Source organism: Sorangium sp. So ce590, from assembly GCF_051521365.1.
Taxonomy (GTDB): Bacteria; Myxococcota_A; Polyangia; order Polyangiales; family Polyangiaceae; genus Sorangium.
This window is the reverse complement of record NZ_CP150346.1, coordinates 4692432-4708703: the sequence shown is the minus strand read 5'-3', so window position 1 is coordinate 4708703 and position 16272 is coordinate 4692432. Positions and strand designations below refer to the sequence as shown.

Sequence of the window (16272 nt, the reverse complement as noted above, 5' to 3'; positions counted from 1 at the left end):
CTGCGGACGGGCTCGCGGGCGTCGCGCCGGGAGCGCCCGCGCACCGGGCTCCCTCGGCGCCGCGCCTTCAGTCCGGGCCGGCGCGCCCGTCCACGCCGGCGCCGGCGCCGAGCCGCGCGACGTTCCCGAGCGGGAGCTCCGACGCTCCTCCGCGCAAGCTGGAGACCGAGGTCGGATGGCGCATGGCGGACGCCTACCTCGCGCTCGCGGCGCTCGCGCTCGCCGAGCTCCTGGTCGTCGGGGCGTTGCGGTGGCGTGAGCTCCTCGGGCTCTACGAGCTCGGCCGCGCCGTGCGCGACCTCCTGCCGCTCGCGCTCGCGGCCGCGGCGCCGTGCGCCGCCCTCCTCGGTGCGGTGCTCGAGATCGTCACGCGCTCCGAGCGCACGGGGTTCCGCGCCGCGGCGGCGCTGCTCGCCGGGGCGTTCGGCGGCGCGGTGGCCTTCGGTGTCTCGGCCGGGCGCATGCTCGATGGCGGCCGGCGCGCGCCCTTCGTCGCGGCGCTGTCGCTCCTCGCCGCCGGCGTGACCTTCGCGGCGGCGCCGTCCGTGGCCCGCGCCCTGAAGCGAGCGCGCTCCGCGACCGCCGGCAGGTGGCTCGTCCTCGCGGCGGCCTGCGCGGTCGTCCTGCTCGATGTCGCGAACGTGCGCATCCTGCCGCGGCTCTACCTCGCCTTCCACCTCGGGCTCGCGGCGCTCACGCTCGCGGCGGCGACCTTCGCCACGCCGGCGCTGCCCACGCGGGCGGCCCGCCAGGGCGACGGGCGCGAGCGGCGCTCGCCGAGGCTCGTGCGCGCGGCGCTCGCCCTCGTGCTCTTCGCGTTCGGCGCCGCGCTCGCGCCCGGCGCGGCGGATCGGCTCGCGCTCGCGGACAACATCCGGCTGATCTACGCGACGCACGGCCCGTTGCTCGGCCACGTGGTCGAGCTCGCCGCCGTGCTGTCGCCTCCCGAGCCGCTCGACGCCGCGCCGCTCGACGAGCGCGCGAGCGGGCACGCGATCGATCTGCGGGGGCGGGACATCGTGCTGATCAGCATCGACGCCCTGCGCGCCGATCACGTTGGGGCGTACGGCTACGACAGGAAGATCACGCCGAACCTCGATCGCCTCGCGGCCGACGGCGTGCGCTTCGAGGCGGCGTACACGCCGACGCCGCACACGTCGTACGCGGTCTCGTCGCTCATGACGGGCAAGTACATCCGCCCGCTCGTGCTGCAGGGGCTCGGGGACGACTCCGAGACGTTCGCGCAGCACCTCCGCCGCTACGGCTACAAGACGGCGGGCTTCTACCCGCCGGCGGTGTTCTTCATCGACGGCGAGCGCTTCGGCGCGCTGCGCGATCGGGCGCTCGATTTCGAGTACCAGAAGATCGAGTTCGCGAGCGCGCAGCTCAGGCTGGAGCAGGTGCGGAGCTACCTCGCCGGGCTCGGGCCGGAGCAGCGCTCGTTCATGTGGGTGCACCTCTTCGAGCCGCACGAGCCGTACGAGGCGCACCCGGAGCACCCGCTCGGCGACCGCGACATCGACCGTTACGACGCCGAGATCGCCGTGGCGGACGCGGGCGTGGGCGCGATCGTGGACGAGATCCGCAAGGAGCGGCCGAACGCGGTCGTGATCGTCACGGCCGATCACGGCGAGGAGTTCGGCGAGCACGGCGGGCGCTACCACGGCACGACGGTGTACGAGGAGCAGGCGCGCGTGCCGCTCATCGTGAGCGCGCCCGGCCTGCTCTCGCCCCGCGTGGTGCAGGCGCCGGTGCAGCTCGTCGATCTGCTGCCGACGGTGCTCGCGGGGCTCGGCATCCCGAGGCCCGCGCGCGTGCGCGGCGCCGATCTCGGGCCGCTGCTCGCCTCCGGCGACGCGGCGGCCGAGCAGGGCGAGGCGTCGCCGGGCGGGCCTCCGTCGCTCCCGGGCTTCGCGTTCGCCGAGACGGACACGCAGACGCTGCTCGCCAAGGGCACGCTGCGGCTCGTCTGCGCGCGCAAGATCGGCGCGTGCGCGCTCTACGACGTGGCGACCGATCCGGGCCAGCGGCAGGACATCTCCGCGCTGCGTCCGGCGGAGCTCGGCGCGATGCGGTCGGAGCTGCGCGCCGTCGAGGCGTCACACGGGCGCTACGAGGTCCGCGGCCTCCGGAGGGAGGGCAAGGGCTGGCCCGACGCGCTCCGCCGCGGCATCGCGGGCGACGCCGACGCGGTGGTGGAGGTCGCGGCGCTGCTCGACGACGCCGACGTGGCGATCCGCCGCAAGGCGGGTGAGGTGCTCTTCGATCTGCGCCGCTCCGAGGCGGCGCCGTCGCTCCGGCTCGCGCTCGTGCGCGACGAGGACGACGAGGTGCGGCGGTGGGCGGCGCTCACGCTCACGCGGCTCGGCGAGGGCGCGCCGCTCACGCGCGATCTCGTCGTCGATCGCGACCGCAAGTGGCGGCGCCTCGCGGCGCTCGCGCTCGCCGAGGCGGGGGATCGCCGCGGCGACGACGTGCTCGTGGCGTGGCTCAGGCAGGTGGTCCGGGGCCCGGAGCAGGACGGCGGCGCCGACGCCGGCGAGACGACGTCGTTCGAGCGGGCGCGCGAGATCGTCGACGCGCTCGCCAAGATCCGGGTGAAGGCCGCGCTGCCGCCGCTCATCGCGGCGCTCGGCGACGTGCGGCTCCGCCCGTACGCCGCCGCCGCGCTCGCGGCGATCGGCGAGGACGCCGCGCGGCCGGCGCTCGCCGAGCGGCTCAGCCAGGAGCCTTACCAGACCGCGCGCGTCGCGATCGCGGAGGCGCTGGTGAAGCTCGGCGCCGGCCCGGAGCTGTGGACGCCGCTCCTGCGCATGCTCGGCACGCCCGATCCGCTGCCTGGGGGGCTTGGTTTCGCGCTCCGGGCCGACATCCTCGACCTGCTCGGCGGGCCGCGGGAGCGTGATCTCGGCCGCCTGCGCCGCTTCGCGAAGAGCGGGGTGGGGCTCGGCGTCGTGATCCCGAAGGCGGGCAACGGCAAGGGCGTGCGCGTCCTCTGCCGCGCGCGGACCGACGATGGCCGCCCCGGCGAGGTGCGGTTCGGCAGCCCCAGGCGCGGCGCGCGCCCGCCGAAGCGGGACGGCGCGTCGCTCGTCCCGGCGAGCGCGCCGGAGCTCGATCCGGAGCGCGCGGTCACGCTCGTGATCCCGCCGGGGAGCGAGCCGACCGAGGCGTTCGCGACGCTGCCGCTCGCCGTGGGCGCGAAGCCGGGCTCTTACGCCGATTTCGTGGTGTACGCGACCCAGAACGTCGAGGTGTTCGCGTGCGCCGTCGTCCCGCTGAGCGACGAGATCCCGCCCCCGCCGCCTGCGCCCTGGTCGCCCGGCGGCGCCCGCGACGCCCGCGATCGGCGAGCGCCGCCGCCGCGCTCGGGGGATGAAGCGCCTGCCGCTCACCGGCCAGATTGACGCCGCAAGCCGCGAGACTAGAGTCCGCCGCGTGTCGGACAAGGACCGAGAGCAGGCCGAAGAGAAATCCGCGGGGAGTGACAAGGACGAAGCCACGCGGAGCGATGGCGACGAGGTCGGGGCTGCGGAGGCGGCTCCGGAGCGGCCGCCGCGCGACGCTCCGGTGAAGGAGGCCGGCGGCGAGGGCGATGACGACGCCGCGCAGCGCGTCGCCGATGCGCTCGGCGTCAACGAGCCGGACGAGGCGCCGCCGGCGGAGGCTGCGGGCGAGGCGGCGGTCGAGGCGGCGCCGAACCGCGCGGCCCGTCGCCGCGACGAGGCCACCGTGCGCCGTCGCAAGAAGAAGGCGGCCGGCGACGATCTGCCCAAGGACAAGAACGCCCGCGCGAAGGAGCTGCTCGCGCGCCGCAGGGAGCAGGCTGCGGGGCGTCGCCCGGTCCAGCTGCTGCCGGGCGAGATGGTCGAGGACGCGCTCAGCCGCATGACGAGCGGCGCCGGCCGGTGGCTCAAGAGCAACTTCCACATCGTCCAGTGGGGCGCGCTGGCGGCGGTGGTCGCGACCGGCGGCTTGCTGTTCTACCTGTCGCGGGCCGAGAAGAGGGACGCCGTGTCGTCGTCGGCGCTCGTGGCGGCCGTCGCTGCGGATCGGGGCAGGGTGGTCGCCGAGGACACGCGCAGCGAGGAGGAGAAGGAGCTCGACGCCACGAGGACCTTCAAGACCGCGGAGGAGCGGTCGGACACCGCGCTCGCCGCCTACAACAAGGTCATCGACGAGCACGGCGGCACCGGTGCGGCGATCCTGGCGAAGCTCGGGCAGGCCGGGGTGTTGCTCGACAAGAAGGACTACGCGCACGCGCTCGACGCGTACAGCGCCGTGGTCTCGTCGCCGCTCGCGGGGGCCGATCCCGACGTGAAGGGGCGCGCCATCGAGGGCATCGCGTTCGCGCGGGAGGGCAAGGGCGATCTCGACGGAGCGCTCGCCTCGTTCAAGGAGCTCGAGGCGATCGACATGAGGGGCTACAAGGAGCTCGCGCTGTACCACCAGGCGCGGATCCACCTGGCCAAGGGCGACAGCGACAAGGCGAAGGAGCTGCTCAAGAGCGCGCACGAGAAGCTCCAGGCGCCGTCGGCCGAGGGCCGCTCGTTCCAGTTCCTCGAGGCCGTCGTCGAGGAGATGCTGCGCAAGATCGATCCGGCCGCCGTGCCGCCTCGCGCCGCGTTCGGCGGCCCGAAGGGCCAGACGATGACGCCGGAGGAGATCGAGCAGCTGATCCGCCGGGCGCGCGAGAACGCGGAGAAGAAGGCGGGCGATGCGCCGCACTAGCCGCGCTGTGGGCGCTGCGCTCCTCGGGCTGGCGCTCGCGTCGCTCGGCGGCTGCGGCAACCTGGGCGTCGCCGCGGCGCCCGACGCGCCGCTCTGGCTGCACCATCCGGGGAGCGCGCTGGGCATCACGATGCGCCGCGACCTCACGGCCGAGACGCGCAAGGTCGGCGAGGCCTACGAGCGCGGCCGTCCCGAGATCGACGCGGCGCACCGGCGTGTCTTCGTCGGGTCGAGCGATCACGGCCTGTATGCGGTGCGCGCCGACACGAGCGACGTCATCTGGCGGTTCGAGACGCTCGGCCCGGTGCAGAGCGAGCCGCTCTACGACGCGGTGTCGGACGCGGTCTACTTCGGCTCGAACGACGGCGCGCTCTACAAGGTGCGCGCCTCGGACGGCCAGCTGCTCTACCGCTTCATGACCAACGCCAAGGTCTCGCGGCGGCCGGTGCTGCGCGATGGCGTGCTCTACGTGACGAACTCGAACGACACGTTGATCGCGCTCGACGCGGCGACGGGCGCGATGCGCTGGCACCAGCACCGGACGCCGGCGTTCGGGATGGAGATCTCCGGGCACGCCGGCCCGGCGCTCGGGCGGGACAAGGTGTACACCGCGTTCTCCGACGGGGTCGTGATGGCCTACGATCTCAAGAACGGGTCCGAGCAGTGGGCGCTCGTCGACCTGGCTGCCGAGGCCGAGCAGAGCGCGGGTGGCCAGACGCCGAAGTACCTCGACACGGACACCACGCCGGTCTTCGGCCAGATCGCCTCGGGCGATGTGGTCTTCGTGGCGGGTTATGCGGGCGGTATCTTCGCGCTCGACGCCGAGAACGGGACCCGGGCCTGGGTGAACGAGGCGGCGGTCGGCGTCACCGAGCTTGTGCTGTGGCATCAGCCTGCGCACCAGCCTCGGAGCGGAGGCGGTCCGATCGTGCCCGAGCGGAAGGTGCTCCTCGCGTCCTCGGGCCTGACCGGCCTGTGGGCCTTGGATCCGGAGGACGGCCGGACGATCTGGCGCCGGGATCTGCCGGACGGTGGCATCTCGGCCCCGGTGCCGTTCGCGGGGGCGGTGCTGGTGACGACCACGCGCTACGGGGTCTTCCTGTTCTCGCCGCTGGACGGGGCCGTGATCGACGGCATCGAGACCGGCGGCGGCATTGCGATGACGCCGGCGGCCTACGGTCGGCGGGCGTTCGTACTGACGAACGGCGGCGCGCTGCTCAGCCTGGACGTCGAGACGCCGCCGCTCCCGAAGGGCTGAGCGTTCGTTCAGTTCCGGGACGCTCTTCTGAAGCCGGCGCGCTGAGGGCGTCCAGGCGTCTCAGGAAATGCCTGCGACGTACGCCCACGTTGTGCGCCAGAGGCGAGCTAGGCCCACATATTTAGCGGACCCTGGTTGGGTCCGGCCAGCGCCGACCCGTGTTGGGTTGCGACGAGACCGACCCGGGTTGGGTAGCGAAGCCGACCCTGGTTGGGTCCAGGCCAGCGCCGACCCGGGTTGGGTAGCGAAGCCGACCCTGGTTGGGTCCAGGCCAGCGCCGACCCGGGTTGGGTTGAGGCCATGAAATTACTCGTGAAACCAAGGTCTGGTCCCCCTGCCCCTGGACCGGTCTTGGATCGCATAAGAAACATTATGTCAACTCGCGCCGTCGGGCGTCTGGGCTGACCTTCGGCCAGAGCCAAACCCGTCCGAGCGAGCCCCGTCGGCGAACCTGGGTCGGTCCACCGCGCCGTCGGCAAACCCGCGCCAGTTCACGGCGCCCCCGCCGGTGTCCGAACCCAGGTCAGCCCCACCCAGCGAACCCCGCCGACGGACGCACGCTCGGCAACGCGGCGAACCCGGTCGACCGCCCGCGCTCCGCTCCGCGCCGCGCACCTTCCCGTCGGGCGCACGCCGACCCACGGCGGCCCTCCACCGGCCGCCTCCGGCAAGGCTCAGCCGTCGCCCAGCGCCTCGTCCTCGTCCTGCGCATCAGCCGCCTTCGGCGCGATGGCCGCCCACAGGACGACCTCGCCGCTTCGCGTCAGCGGCCTCCCGGCGGCCTCCTGCTCGCTCCGCCACGCGCGGACCTTCGCGGGCGCGTCGTCACCGAGCGGCGCGAAGCCCGCCTTCTTGTAGAAAGCCTGCGCCCAGCTCGCCCTCTCCCGGGATCGCAGCACGATCTGCTCCATGCCGAGGTCCCGCGCCCGCTCCTCCAGCTCCGCGAGCAGCCGCGTGGCGATGCCTCGCCGCTGGTGGTCCGGATGCACCGAGAGCTCCTCCAGGTACGCGACCCCGGGCGCCTCGTCGCGCCACGCCAGGTAGCCGGCCACCTCCTCGTCCGCCTCCGCCACGCGCACGTCGTGCTGCCGCGTCAGCGCGATGATGTCCGAGTGCGTCCGCGCCGGGACCTCCGCCGCGTCAACGCCGATCTCGTGGTACATCGCCGTGCAGGCCTGCTCCGTCGCGACAAGCGCCGGCAGCTGGGCTTCCTGCAGTCCTGTCACGCGGATGCGCTTCGGGGCGGTCCGTTCGTCATGCATCCCCCGAGGCTACCGCCATAGCGCGGGATGCCCCACTTCTTGCCGATCCCGCGCGTCGCAGCGCCGCGACGCCTCAGCCGCGCAGCTGGAGCAACCGCGCGATCGTCTCGCCGTCCCCGGGGCTCAGCGGGACGAGGATCCCGAGCGCCGCGCCCCGCGGCGGAGCGTTCCTTCCATCCATCGGGACGAGCCGGAGCTCCCCCGTGCTGGAGATGCCGATCACCGCCATCCGCAGCGCCGGCAGCGGCTCGATCTGCGACGCGGGCAGCCGCGGCGGCGGCGCCTGCCATTCGCCCTCGTAGGGCGGATCGCTCCACGCCGAGTCCACCCCCGTCCCCTCGGACGGCCGCGCCTGCATCGCCCCCGAAGGCGCCGCCGCCAGCGTCATGTCTCCCTGCGGATCCGCAGAGGCGACGCTCGCATCGTCGTCGTCCGGCTCGGCGTCGGTCCAGTCGGCGCGGTCGTCGGACGCGTGGGCCCCCGCCGGCGCCTCCGCTGAAGCCGCGGCGGACGGCTCGTCGTCGCCCGCCTGCTCCAGGCCGAGCGTCGGCGTCTCCTCGTCCAGGTCCTCGAGCCGGTGCTCCATGAGCACCCGCTGCTCCTGCGCGGTCAGCGGCCGGCGCATGGTGCCCTCGTCATCCGGCCAGAGCCGCGGGCGCCGCTCGGTCGCCTCCTGCGACGAGCTCGCGCCGAGCGGGACCGCCTGCCGCCGCGTCGATGCCACGGCGATGGCCGTAGGCACCGTCTCGCGCTGATCGGGCGGGGGGTCCCCGTCCGCCGGGAGCTGCTCGCCGGCCGTGCTCCGGGGCGCAGCGCCGGACGCGCCCTGCCCCGGCTCCTGGCCCGCGAGCGCGCCCGCGGCCGGGAGCTTGACCGCCGGGACCTCCTCGGTCACCGCCGTGGTCGACGACACCCTCGAGTGGGTCGCCGTGAAGCTGGCGATCGGGCGCGCCTTTGCCGGGACAGCACGGCCGGCCGCCTCGGGCGCCTGCGGTCCGGCGGCGGGCCGCGTCGGGAGCCCCGGCGCGGGGCCGGCCATGCGCGCGGCCGGCGACAGCTGCGTGGGGGTCACCTCGCGCACGGCCACGGACCTCGCCGGCGCGGGCGCGCGCCCCGGCGCGAGCGGCACCGCGCGGCCCAGCCCTCCGACGGGCTTGGACGCGCCGGCGTCGCGGGACGACGCCATCGCCGAGGTCATCGGCCCCACCGGCGCGTCGTCGGCAGGCGCGCGGACCGAGGGCGCCCGCGTCGCGGCGGCCGGCGGCACGCTCGTGCCCGCGCCGCCGCGCTCGGTCCAGCCTCCCTCCACGCCCGGCGGCCGCGACGGCGTCGCGTGGGACCCGGCCCCCGACGCGCTCGGCCTGGGCGGCGGCGCGCTCGCCGTGGCAGGCGCCGCGCCGGACGCCTGGGGAGGCGCGCTCAAGGGCGTCTTCGGCGCCGCGCTCGCGATCGCCGGCGGCGAGTCCGTCGCCGTGGCCGAGCCCGGAACCGCGTCGATCGCCGCGATCTTCTGCGCGACCTCCGCGGCGGCCTTGAAGAGCTCCAGCGCGCGCAGGTCGGCGTTGGCATCCGAGGCCTGCTCCGCGGCGCGGCGCAGCCATCTCAGCGCTTCATCACGCTCGCCGCGCCCCCACAGGGCCGTCGCGGTCGACAGCGCCCAGTGCACATCTTCGTCGTCTTCGTCGTGCGGCGGCGGGATCGGGCGCAGATTGGCTTCCATGAGGCCTCGTCGAGCGGGTCGCTCCCCGTGTATCACGACTCCAGCGCCCGCGTCTCCAGCGCGATCTGGCGCACTCTTCGCTACGAATCCTTCCCTTTCGCGCGGTTCGCTTCTCCTCGGCGCGCCCCATCGATGCTCCGGCAGCGCTCGCTGCATTCTTCCTGCCCCACCGTGCTCGCGTAGTATCCGCTGCGATGAGCCGCTCTCGCGCCGTGCACCCGCCGCCGCCGTTCCGCGCGGCCGCGTCGCGCCTCCTCGGCGCCTGCGCTCCTGCCCGCCGGGCGCCGGAGATCATTCCGCTCGGGCGCTGGCGCCCCCGAACTTGAGGTCGGTGTCCCCTTCGTGGCACCCTGGCTTCGCGGGACCTCCTTCGTGACGTGCGAGCGCGATGGCGCTGCGTCGCTCCGGCAGACGTCGAGGCTGCGTGCCTCCACGAACGTAACGGCGGCACTCGAGCCCCACCCCTCCAAAACTCCGCCTCCCCATCTAGGATCACCGCGTGCAGCTCTTGTCGGACCTCAAGCCTGGAGACACGCTGGGCCGCTACGAGATCCTCATGCCGGTCGCCCGTGGAGGGATGGCGGCCGTCTGGGCGGCGCGCCTCGTGGGCTCCCGCGGCTTCCAGAAGATCGTCGCCATCAAGACGATGCTGCCGGAGTTCGGCGACGACCCGGCCTTCGAGGCCATGTTCCTCGACGAAGCGCGCCTCGCGTCGCGCATCCGGCACCCCCACGCGGTCGAGATCGTCGAGCTCGGCGACGAGAACGGCGTGCTCTACATCGTGATGGAGTGGGTCGACGGCGACACGATCTCCACGCTGAACAAGCAGGTCAAATCGGCCGGGGGCGTCCCCCTGCCGATCCTCCTGCGCATCGCCTCGAGCATCTGCGCCGGCCTCCACGCCGCGCACGAGCTCCGCGACGACGACGGGAAGCTCGTCGACCTCGTGCACCGCGACATCTCGCCCCAGAACGTCATGGTGTCGTTCGACGGCATCGTAAAGATCGTCGACTTCGGCGTCGCCAAGGCCACGGGCCGGCTGCACGAGACGCGCGTCGCCGGCCAGCTCAAGGGCAAGATCCCGTACCTCTCGCCGGAGCAGCTCACGTCGGGCAAGGTCGATCGCCGCTCCGACATCTTCTCGCTCGGCGTCCTCCTCTACACGACCCTCAGCGGCTACCACCCGTTCCGCGGCCGGAGCGACGCCAAGACGATGGAGAACATCCTGCGGTTCGCCCCGGTCCCCCTCCGGGAGCTCGTGCCGGACGTCCCGTTCGATCTCGCGGTGGCCATCGAGCGCGCGCTGGCCAAGGATCCGGCGGACCGCTGGAACGACTGCGCCTCGTTCCAGCGCACGATCGACCAGATCGCGATCTCGCTCGGCATCGCGGTCTCGGACGGCGACGTCGGCCACTTCGTCCGCGACACGCTCGGGGACATCGTGTCCGAGCGCCGGAAGAAGCTCGCGACGGCGATCCAGCTCGCGGACAGCCGCATGTCGTCGCGCGGGGAGAGCCGCACCGCGTCCTCGGTGAGGGGCGAGCGGCGCTCCAAGCGGCCGCCGGCCGGGAACACGCCCCTCCCCGCCACCTTCGCCGGCATCCTCCCCGTCTCCCTCGACGAGCCTTCCCCCAAGCCCTCGTCGCAGTCGCCGCCCTCCAGCCTCGCCCGGCCGGTCGCGTCCGCGCCGCCGTCCCTGGTCACCCCGGCGCCCCGCGCCCGGCGGACGTGGCGCCGCCGCGCCTTTCTGGCCCTGCTCGCGATCCTGCTGCTCCTGACGGGCGCGGCGTTCGCCGCCCGCGCAGGCCTCCTGCCCGTACCCAGCGAGGTGCAGGACGTCCTGCGCGACGGGCGCTCGCTCCTGCGCGGCGCGCGCGACCTGCTCCGCGGCGTGCTCGAGCGGCTGAGCGCCCTCCTGGCCGACTAGCTCCGGCCCGCCGGGCGTTCGGTCAAGGCCGGCCGTCCGCCGTCACTTGATGCCGGCGGACGGCTCGGGCAGGCAGACCCCGAGCGTGCAGAGCAGGAGGTTGACGTCGCCGGCCGCGCAGTACACCTGCCGCGCGCAGTAGTCGTCGTAGCCGCAGAGCTGATGGCAGGACGCCTCGTTCCCGAGCGCGCCGGTGAACGTCATGCACGACCAGCCGCTCGAGAGCCACAGCCCCTCGGGCCGCTTCGTGTCGAAGAGGCACGCGTCGCCGCGCGTCTCCGGGTCGAACACCTCGGCCGTGCAGGCCTCGCCCCCGGACAGCTTGCTCCGCGCCGCGGACATCGTGTTGAGCAGGTAGGTCACGTCGCACGCCTGCCCGGCGGCCGACTCCCGCACGATCCGGGCGCGCAGCTCGTCCTTCCTCGCCGCGTAGGCCCGCACGGCGCGGATCGCGCTCGTGACCTGGTTGTTGCCGTCCTCGGGCTTCGGCCCCTCGGCGAGCGCCGCGAGCACCCGCTCGACGAGCTGCTCCGCCTCCGGGTCGGCGCCCGCCGCGCCGTCCTTCGCGTAGCCGAGGCGGATGTACGAGGCGGGCGTGCGCGGCGTGCACGGCTTCGTGTGCGCCCAGAGCTCCTCGCTCACGATGGGCGGCCGCTTCGTCTGCGGCTGCTTGCAGACGCCCGTCGAGCCGGGGGGCAGCGCGCCGGAGGCCCGCGGCGTCGGCTGCCCCGGACCTTCGTTGACGTACTCGGTCGACGCGCAGCCCGCGGTGACAGACAGCGCGACCAGGCAGCCCACCGAGAGAGCGAAAGCGCAGCGGCGCGGAGCGATTCCCACGGCCGCACGGTAGCAGAGCCGGCGCGCGAGCAGAAATTCTCGTCTAGAGGCCGAGGCTCGACTGCTCGATCAGGTCGTCGACGACGGCCTCGAAGCGCGGTGTCCGGGCGTAGACCGCGAGCTGGCGATCCGCGCTCGTCCCCTCGTGGAGGATCGCCCGGATCCGCTCGAGCTCGTCCTGCGACCTGAAGATCTCGGCCGACTCCTGCACGAACTCGAGCAGCTCGCCGACGAGGAGGCGAACGGGGACCTGCTCCTGCTTGCCGAAATCGATGAGCTGCCCGTCGATGCCGTAGCGCACCGCGCGCCACTTGTTCTCCTCGATGAGCTCCTGCCGGTACTCGCGGAAGCCGAGGTTGCGCCGGTAGAGCAGGTAGAGCTTGCCCATGACGGCCTGGATGAGCGCCGCCAGCGCGACGGTGTCGTCGAGGCGCGTGGTCATGTCGCAGATCCGGATCTCGACCGTGTCGAAGAACGGGTGGGCGCGCACGTCCCACCAGATCTTCTTCGCGTTGTCGATGCAGCCCGTCTTCACGAGCAGGTCGACGAAGCGCTGGAAGTGGCCGTACGACTCGAAGAGCCCCGGGATGCCGGTGCGCGGGAAGCGCTTGAAGATCTCGCTCCGCGTGCTCTTCAGGCCCGAGCACCGGCCGAGCCAGAACGGCGAGCTCGTCGACAGCGCGAGGATGTGCGGGAGGAAGTAGCGGATCTGGTTCGCGAGGGCCATCGCCACCTCGCGGTCCTTGACGCCCACGTGCACGTGCAGCCCGAAGATGAGGTTGGCCCGGGCGACGTCCTGCAGGTCCTCCACGATGCCCCGGTAGCGCTCGCCGTCGGTGATCTCCTGCTTCTTCCAGTCGCTGAACGGGTGCGTCCCCGCCGCGACGATGCGCATCCCGCCTTGCTGCGCGAGCGCCCTCAGGCTGCCGCGCAGCTCGGTCAGCTCTCCCCTCGCCTGCCGGACGTCCTGGCAGATGCCGGTGCCCGTCTCGACGACCGACTGGTGCATCTCGGCGCGGACGCGCTCGCGCAGGAGCTTGTGGCCCTGCCCCCCCTCGAGCAGCTGGCTCACGTACGACTTGAGCTCGCGCGTCTCGGCGTCGACGATCTGGAACTCCTCCTCGATGCCCAGCGTGAACTGGCCGTCGAGGAGCCCCAGGGCCGCGGTCACGACGAGGCCCCGAGCCGCACCTTCTGCACGGAAGGCCGGACCAGCCTCGACCACGCGTAGTCGTCGCGCGTCCGCCGGCCGCCGCGCGCGCACTCCACGGCGAACGTGACCATCCAGTCGACCGCGATGTTGAAGTAGCGCTCCCGCAGGTGCTCGATGTGCATGTCGGGCGCCGGGTTCGTGAAGTCGATCGCGTACGGGACCCCGTCGCGGATCGCGAACTCGATCGAGTTCATGTCGTAGCCGAGCGCCCTGTTGATCTTGATCGCGTCCTCGATGATGCGATCGTGCAGCCGCTTCGGGAGCCACCGCTCGTCCTCGTGCTGCACGTAGCAGCCGCGGAGCCCGGTGGGGCCGATCGCCTTCGGGTCGTACTGGATCGGGAGGATGCGATCCTTGCCGACGCAGATGCAGCGGACGTAGTCCTCGAAGTCGATGAACTCCTGCAGGGTCATGACGTTCTGCCCCGAGCCGTTGTAGGCGGCGAGCAGCTCCTCCTGGCTCCGCACCACCGACACGTCCTTCCAGCCGCCGCCGTCCGCGGGCTTGAGGATGGCCGGGAAGCGCACGTAGTCGATGATCGCCTCCCAGTTGAGCGGGTACTCGAGGTTGCGGAGGCTGCGCTCCTTGACGATCCCCGGGATGTAGTCGCGCTGGGGCAGCATGACGGTGCGCGGCGTCGCGATCCCGATCTGCGACGCCAGCGAGTAGCCGAAGAACTTGTCGTCCGCGCTCCACCAGAACGGGTCGTTGATCACGAACGCCCCGCCGAGCGCCGCCGCCTTCAGGTGGAAGCGGTAGTGCTTCACCTCCTGGCTGATCCGGTCGATGAGCACCCGGTAGGGGCTCTCGAAGCGCTCGGGCGTCCCGCCGATCGTCGCGATCTCCGCCCGGATGCCCGGCACCTTGTTGCACCTCTCGAGGAAGGCCTGCGGGAACGATTGCTCCCAGCCAACGAGGATGCCGATCTTGTCCGCCATACGTTGCTGTCTCCTCCCACCACACAGTTTCGCGGCTACGCCGTTGACGCGCAGCGTAGCGCGGATACTCAGGAAATTTATGCTATAATTGTATCCGCGAACCGACCGCTCGAACCGGCCAACGGCTCTGTCCGCCCGCCCATCCGGTGCTCGCCATGGAGGTCGCAGGGGCCGTGCGCGGGACGAGCAGGGGGAACGCTCGCGTCTCCGCGAGCTCGGCGCGCGTGGATGCGCGACGCTCGCAGGCGCTCGACTTCGGGCGGCAAACCCAGGCTCGATCGGCCACGGGATTCGCCAGGGACGGAGGCCGTCCGAAAATAAATCTTGACGGAACCCGTTCGGCAAGTAGAGTCGCGCACCTCTCCGACGGGGCGGGTAGCTCAGCGGCAGAGCGTCGGCCTTACAAGCCGATGGTCGCAGGTTCGACCCCTGTCCCGCCCACCCCCTGGGTTAGGGCCCCGGGGCAGCTGTGATGAGTTCAGTCTGGGGTGGTAGTTAAGTTGGTTATAACGCCGGCCTGTCACGCCGGAGGCCGCGGGTTCGAGTCCCGTCCACCCCGCCAGCTTTCTTCCGTATTTCCGAGCTGCCGCTCACCTGAGCTTCCCTCGGTCGCCCTGCATCGCTCGATGCAGGGCGACGACGAGATCTGGCACGTGGGCAGCGCGCACCGAGCAGCGCCGGTGTGCGCTGGGCGATCGGATCACTGACATCTGGGGTGGTAGTTAAGTTGGTTATAACGCCGGCCTGTCACGCCGGAGGCCGCGGGTTCGAGTCCCGTCCACCCCGCCAGCACGTCTCGGATCTCCGACGCTCGACCGTCAGGCCGCCATCGGCTGGACCGCAGGCGCGGAGCGCACCACGTCCCGGCGCGCGGAGCTCACAAGGTCGAGCGCCGAGCGCACGCTCCGGGCGATGCGCACCAGCTGCACGATGGCGCGCGAGCCCGAGGCCGAGCCCGCCGAAGTGCCGCGTCGTGTCCGCGTTGCCCTGCTCGAAGGCGTCGAAGATCCGCGGCAGGACCTCGGGCTCGATGCCGACGCCCTGATCCCGCACCTCGATGACCACCTTCAGGTCCAGGACCAGGAGACGAAGTCGCTGATCTCGTCGCGCAGGAGCCGCTCGTCGACGAGGTTCGCGCGATCCTCCTCCACGGGGAGGCGCCGCGCGTACTCGAGCAGCGCGTCGATCGCCGCGCGATGCCCGCGCGGATCCACGAGCCTGCTCAGCCGGAAGACGCCGTCCTGGATCATCGGCGTGGCGTTCGACAGGGTGACGTAGACGTGGTTGGGCTCGATCGGCAGCCCGTCCGCCGCCTCCAGCACGCGCATCGCCCGCCGACGCTCCGAGAGCGAGGATGAGGCCGTTGGACAGCTGCGTTCGCTGGGGCCCCGTCACGGCATCGCGGCTCTCACCTTCACTTCGCACCAAAGCGCTTCGACGTTTCGTACACGTCCGGGACAACACCCAGAGAACGTCGGCACAGAGCGCGCCAGGGGAGCAGATAAGGATCTGCCCGACCGTCATCTCCTGTGGCACGACCGCCTGACAGCGCCTGTGGCTCGATCCGCCGCAATCCATTTCGCGGACGCGAATGCGACGCTTCTCCTTGACAAGTCACATCATCTTCGCGTGCATAGCCGCCGAGCGGCCGGCTCGGCCGCCGAGACACGGAGCGCTTGATGAGTCGATCTCTTATCTGGTGGAAGGCGACATCCGTCACGGTGAAGGCCGCGGCGGCGTGCGTCGTGGTGGTCACCCTGGGCGCCGCGGTGCTCGTCGGGCGCTGCGCTGTGACGCAGCCGCAGCCGACCGAGCCGGTCCTCGTGAGCGGCGCGGTGATCACGATCGACGTGGTGCCCGCCGCGCCGCCGGGGGTCGTCGTGGTCGGTCAGGCGACGGACTTCGGCGGGCCCCATGCCTCCGGGGTGAACGCGCTGCGCGGCCTCGTGTACTTCGTGCCGAACGGCACGTCGCACCTCCTGAACACCGCCTCGCTGAGCCCGGTCGCGGTCCTCTACACGTCGCGGCTCGATATCTCGCCGCGCTCCTGGCAGAGCGGCTTCCCGGGCGTGCCCGGCGGCCGCAACGAGTGGTTCCAGATCGCGTACGAGGGAGAGTTCGTGACCGCGCGCAGCGGGGCGCACCAGTTCGAGCTGCTCTCGGACGACGGCGCCAGGCTCTTCATCGACGATCACCTGGTGGTCGAGAACGACGGCCGGCACGAGCCGCAGAGCGCGCAGGGCTCGGTGATGCTCCAGCCTGGCAAGCACCGGATCCGGGTCGGCTACTTCCAGGGGCCGCGCTTCGAGATCGCGCTGCAGCTCTTCGTGACGCCCCCGCAGGGCGCGCGGCAGATCCTCGACATCTCCCGGGTGCTCTGAGCCCC

At 72.6% G+C, this 16272-nt stretch carries 11 protein-coding genes, 3 tRNA genes and 1 pseudogene; 8 read left to right on the top strand and 7 right to left on the bottom strand.

Annotation, left to right across the window (positions count from 1 at the left end; translation table 11 throughout):
* The first annotated feature begins 182 nt into the window (after positions 1-182).
* From WMF28_RS17690 to WMF28_RS17680, 3 genes are read left to right on the top strand one after another with little or no spacing between them, the layout of a single operon-like run.
* Entirely contained in the window at positions 183-3407 is a 3225-nt protein-coding gene (locus WMF28_RS17690) for a sulfatase-like hydrolase/transferase (RefSeq protein ID WP_437603413.1), read from the top strand.
* On the top strand, positions 3376-4731 hold the full coding sequence (locus WMF28_RS17685; RefSeq protein WP_437603412.1) for a tetratricopeptide repeat protein: 1356 nt from the start codon (positions 3376-3378) through the stop codon (positions 4729-4731). Before WMF28_RS17690 ends, WMF28_RS17685 begins: the two co-directional genes overlap by 32 nt.
* Complete coding sequence (locus tag WMF28_RS17680) at positions 4718-5989, top strand: outer membrane protein assembly factor BamB family protein (protein ID WP_437603411.1); 1272 nt, start codon at positions 4718-4720, stop codon at positions 5987-5989. The genes WMF28_RS17685 and WMF28_RS17680 overlap by 14 nt, the downstream gene beginning before the upstream one ends.
* 674 nt (positions 5990-6663) lie before the next feature.
* Here the strand turns inward: WMF28_RS17680 and WMF28_RS17675 are convergent.
* The gene (locus WMF28_RS17675; RefSeq protein WP_437603410.1) at positions 6664-7251 is read right to left on the bottom strand and encodes a GNAT family N-acetyltransferase; all 588 of its coding nucleotides are present in this window, start codon (positions 7249-7251) and stop codon (positions 6664-6666) included.
* A gap of 73 nt (positions 7252-7324) precedes the next feature.
* Positions 7325-8971 (bottom strand): hypothetical protein, encoded by a 1647-nt coding sequence (locus WMF28_RS17670; RefSeq protein ID WP_437603409.1) that lies wholly within the window; start codon positions 8969-8971, stop codon positions 7325-7327.
* Positions 8972-9470: 499 nt separating this feature from the next.
* Here WMF28_RS17670 and WMF28_RS17665 point away from each other — a divergent pair, with 499 nt between their 5' ends.
* Positions 9471-10898, top strand: a complete 1428-nt coding sequence (locus tag WMF28_RS17665) for a serine/threonine protein kinase (RefSeq protein WP_437603408.1) — start codon at positions 9471-9473, stop codon at positions 10896-10898.
* A gap of 42 nt (positions 10899-10940) precedes the next feature.
* Here the strand turns inward: WMF28_RS17665 and WMF28_RS17660 are convergent, their stop codons facing one another.
* The 3 genes from WMF28_RS17660 to WMF28_RS17650 are packed head-to-tail and all read right to left on the bottom strand — an operon-like array spanning position 10941 to position 13886.
* A complete protein-coding gene (locus WMF28_RS17660) occupies positions 10941-11735 on the bottom strand; it encodes a hypothetical protein (protein WP_437603407.1) in 795 nt (264 codons plus the stop codon).
* Positions 11736-11778: 43 nt separating this feature from the next.
* The gene (locus WMF28_RS17655) at positions 11779-12906 is read right to left on the bottom strand and encodes a carboxylate-amine ligase (protein WP_437603406.1); all 1128 of its coding nucleotides are present in this window, start codon (positions 12904-12906) and stop codon (positions 11779-11781) included.
* Positions 12903-13886: an ATP-grasp domain-containing protein gene (locus WMF28_RS17650; RefSeq protein ID WP_437603405.1), complete on the bottom strand. Its 984-nt coding sequence runs from the start codon at positions 13884-13886 to the stop codon at positions 12903-12905. Before WMF28_RS17650 ends, WMF28_RS17655 begins: the two co-directional genes overlap by 4 nt.
* A 369-nt stretch (positions 13887-14255) precedes the next feature.
* Here WMF28_RS17650 and WMF28_RS17645 point away from each other — a divergent pair.
* From WMF28_RS17645 to WMF28_RS17635, 3 genes are all read left to right on the top strand, one after another.
* Positions 14256-14327, top strand: a tRNA-Val gene (locus tag WMF28_RS17645).
* A gap of 44 nt (positions 14328-14371) precedes the next feature.
* Positions 14372-14448 (top strand) — tRNA-Asp (locus tag WMF28_RS17640).
* 150 nt (positions 14449-14598) lie between these two features.
* A tRNA-Asp gene (locus WMF28_RS17635) sits at positions 14599-14675 on the top strand.
* Here the strand turns inward: WMF28_RS17635 and WMF28_RS17630 are convergent.
* On the bottom strand, positions 14634-14939 hold the full coding sequence (locus WMF28_RS17630; protein ID WP_437604275.1) for an ATP-binding protein: 306 nt from the start codon (positions 14937-14939) through the stop codon (positions 14634-14636). The genes WMF28_RS17635 and WMF28_RS17630 overlap by 42 nt on opposite strands.
* Positions 14940-14953: 14 nt before the next feature.
* Positions 14954-15217 (bottom strand): annotated as a pseudogene (locus WMF28_RS17625) (hypothetical protein); the annotation flags it as partial.
* Between the two features lie 348 nt (positions 15218-15565).
* Here WMF28_RS17625 and WMF28_RS17620 point away from each other — a divergent pair.
* Positions 15566-16267 (top strand): PA14 domain-containing protein, encoded by a 702-nt coding sequence (locus WMF28_RS17620; protein WP_437603404.1) that lies wholly within the window; start codon positions 15566-15568, stop codon positions 16265-16267.
* The last annotated feature ends 5 nt before the right edge of the window (positions 16268-16272 follow it).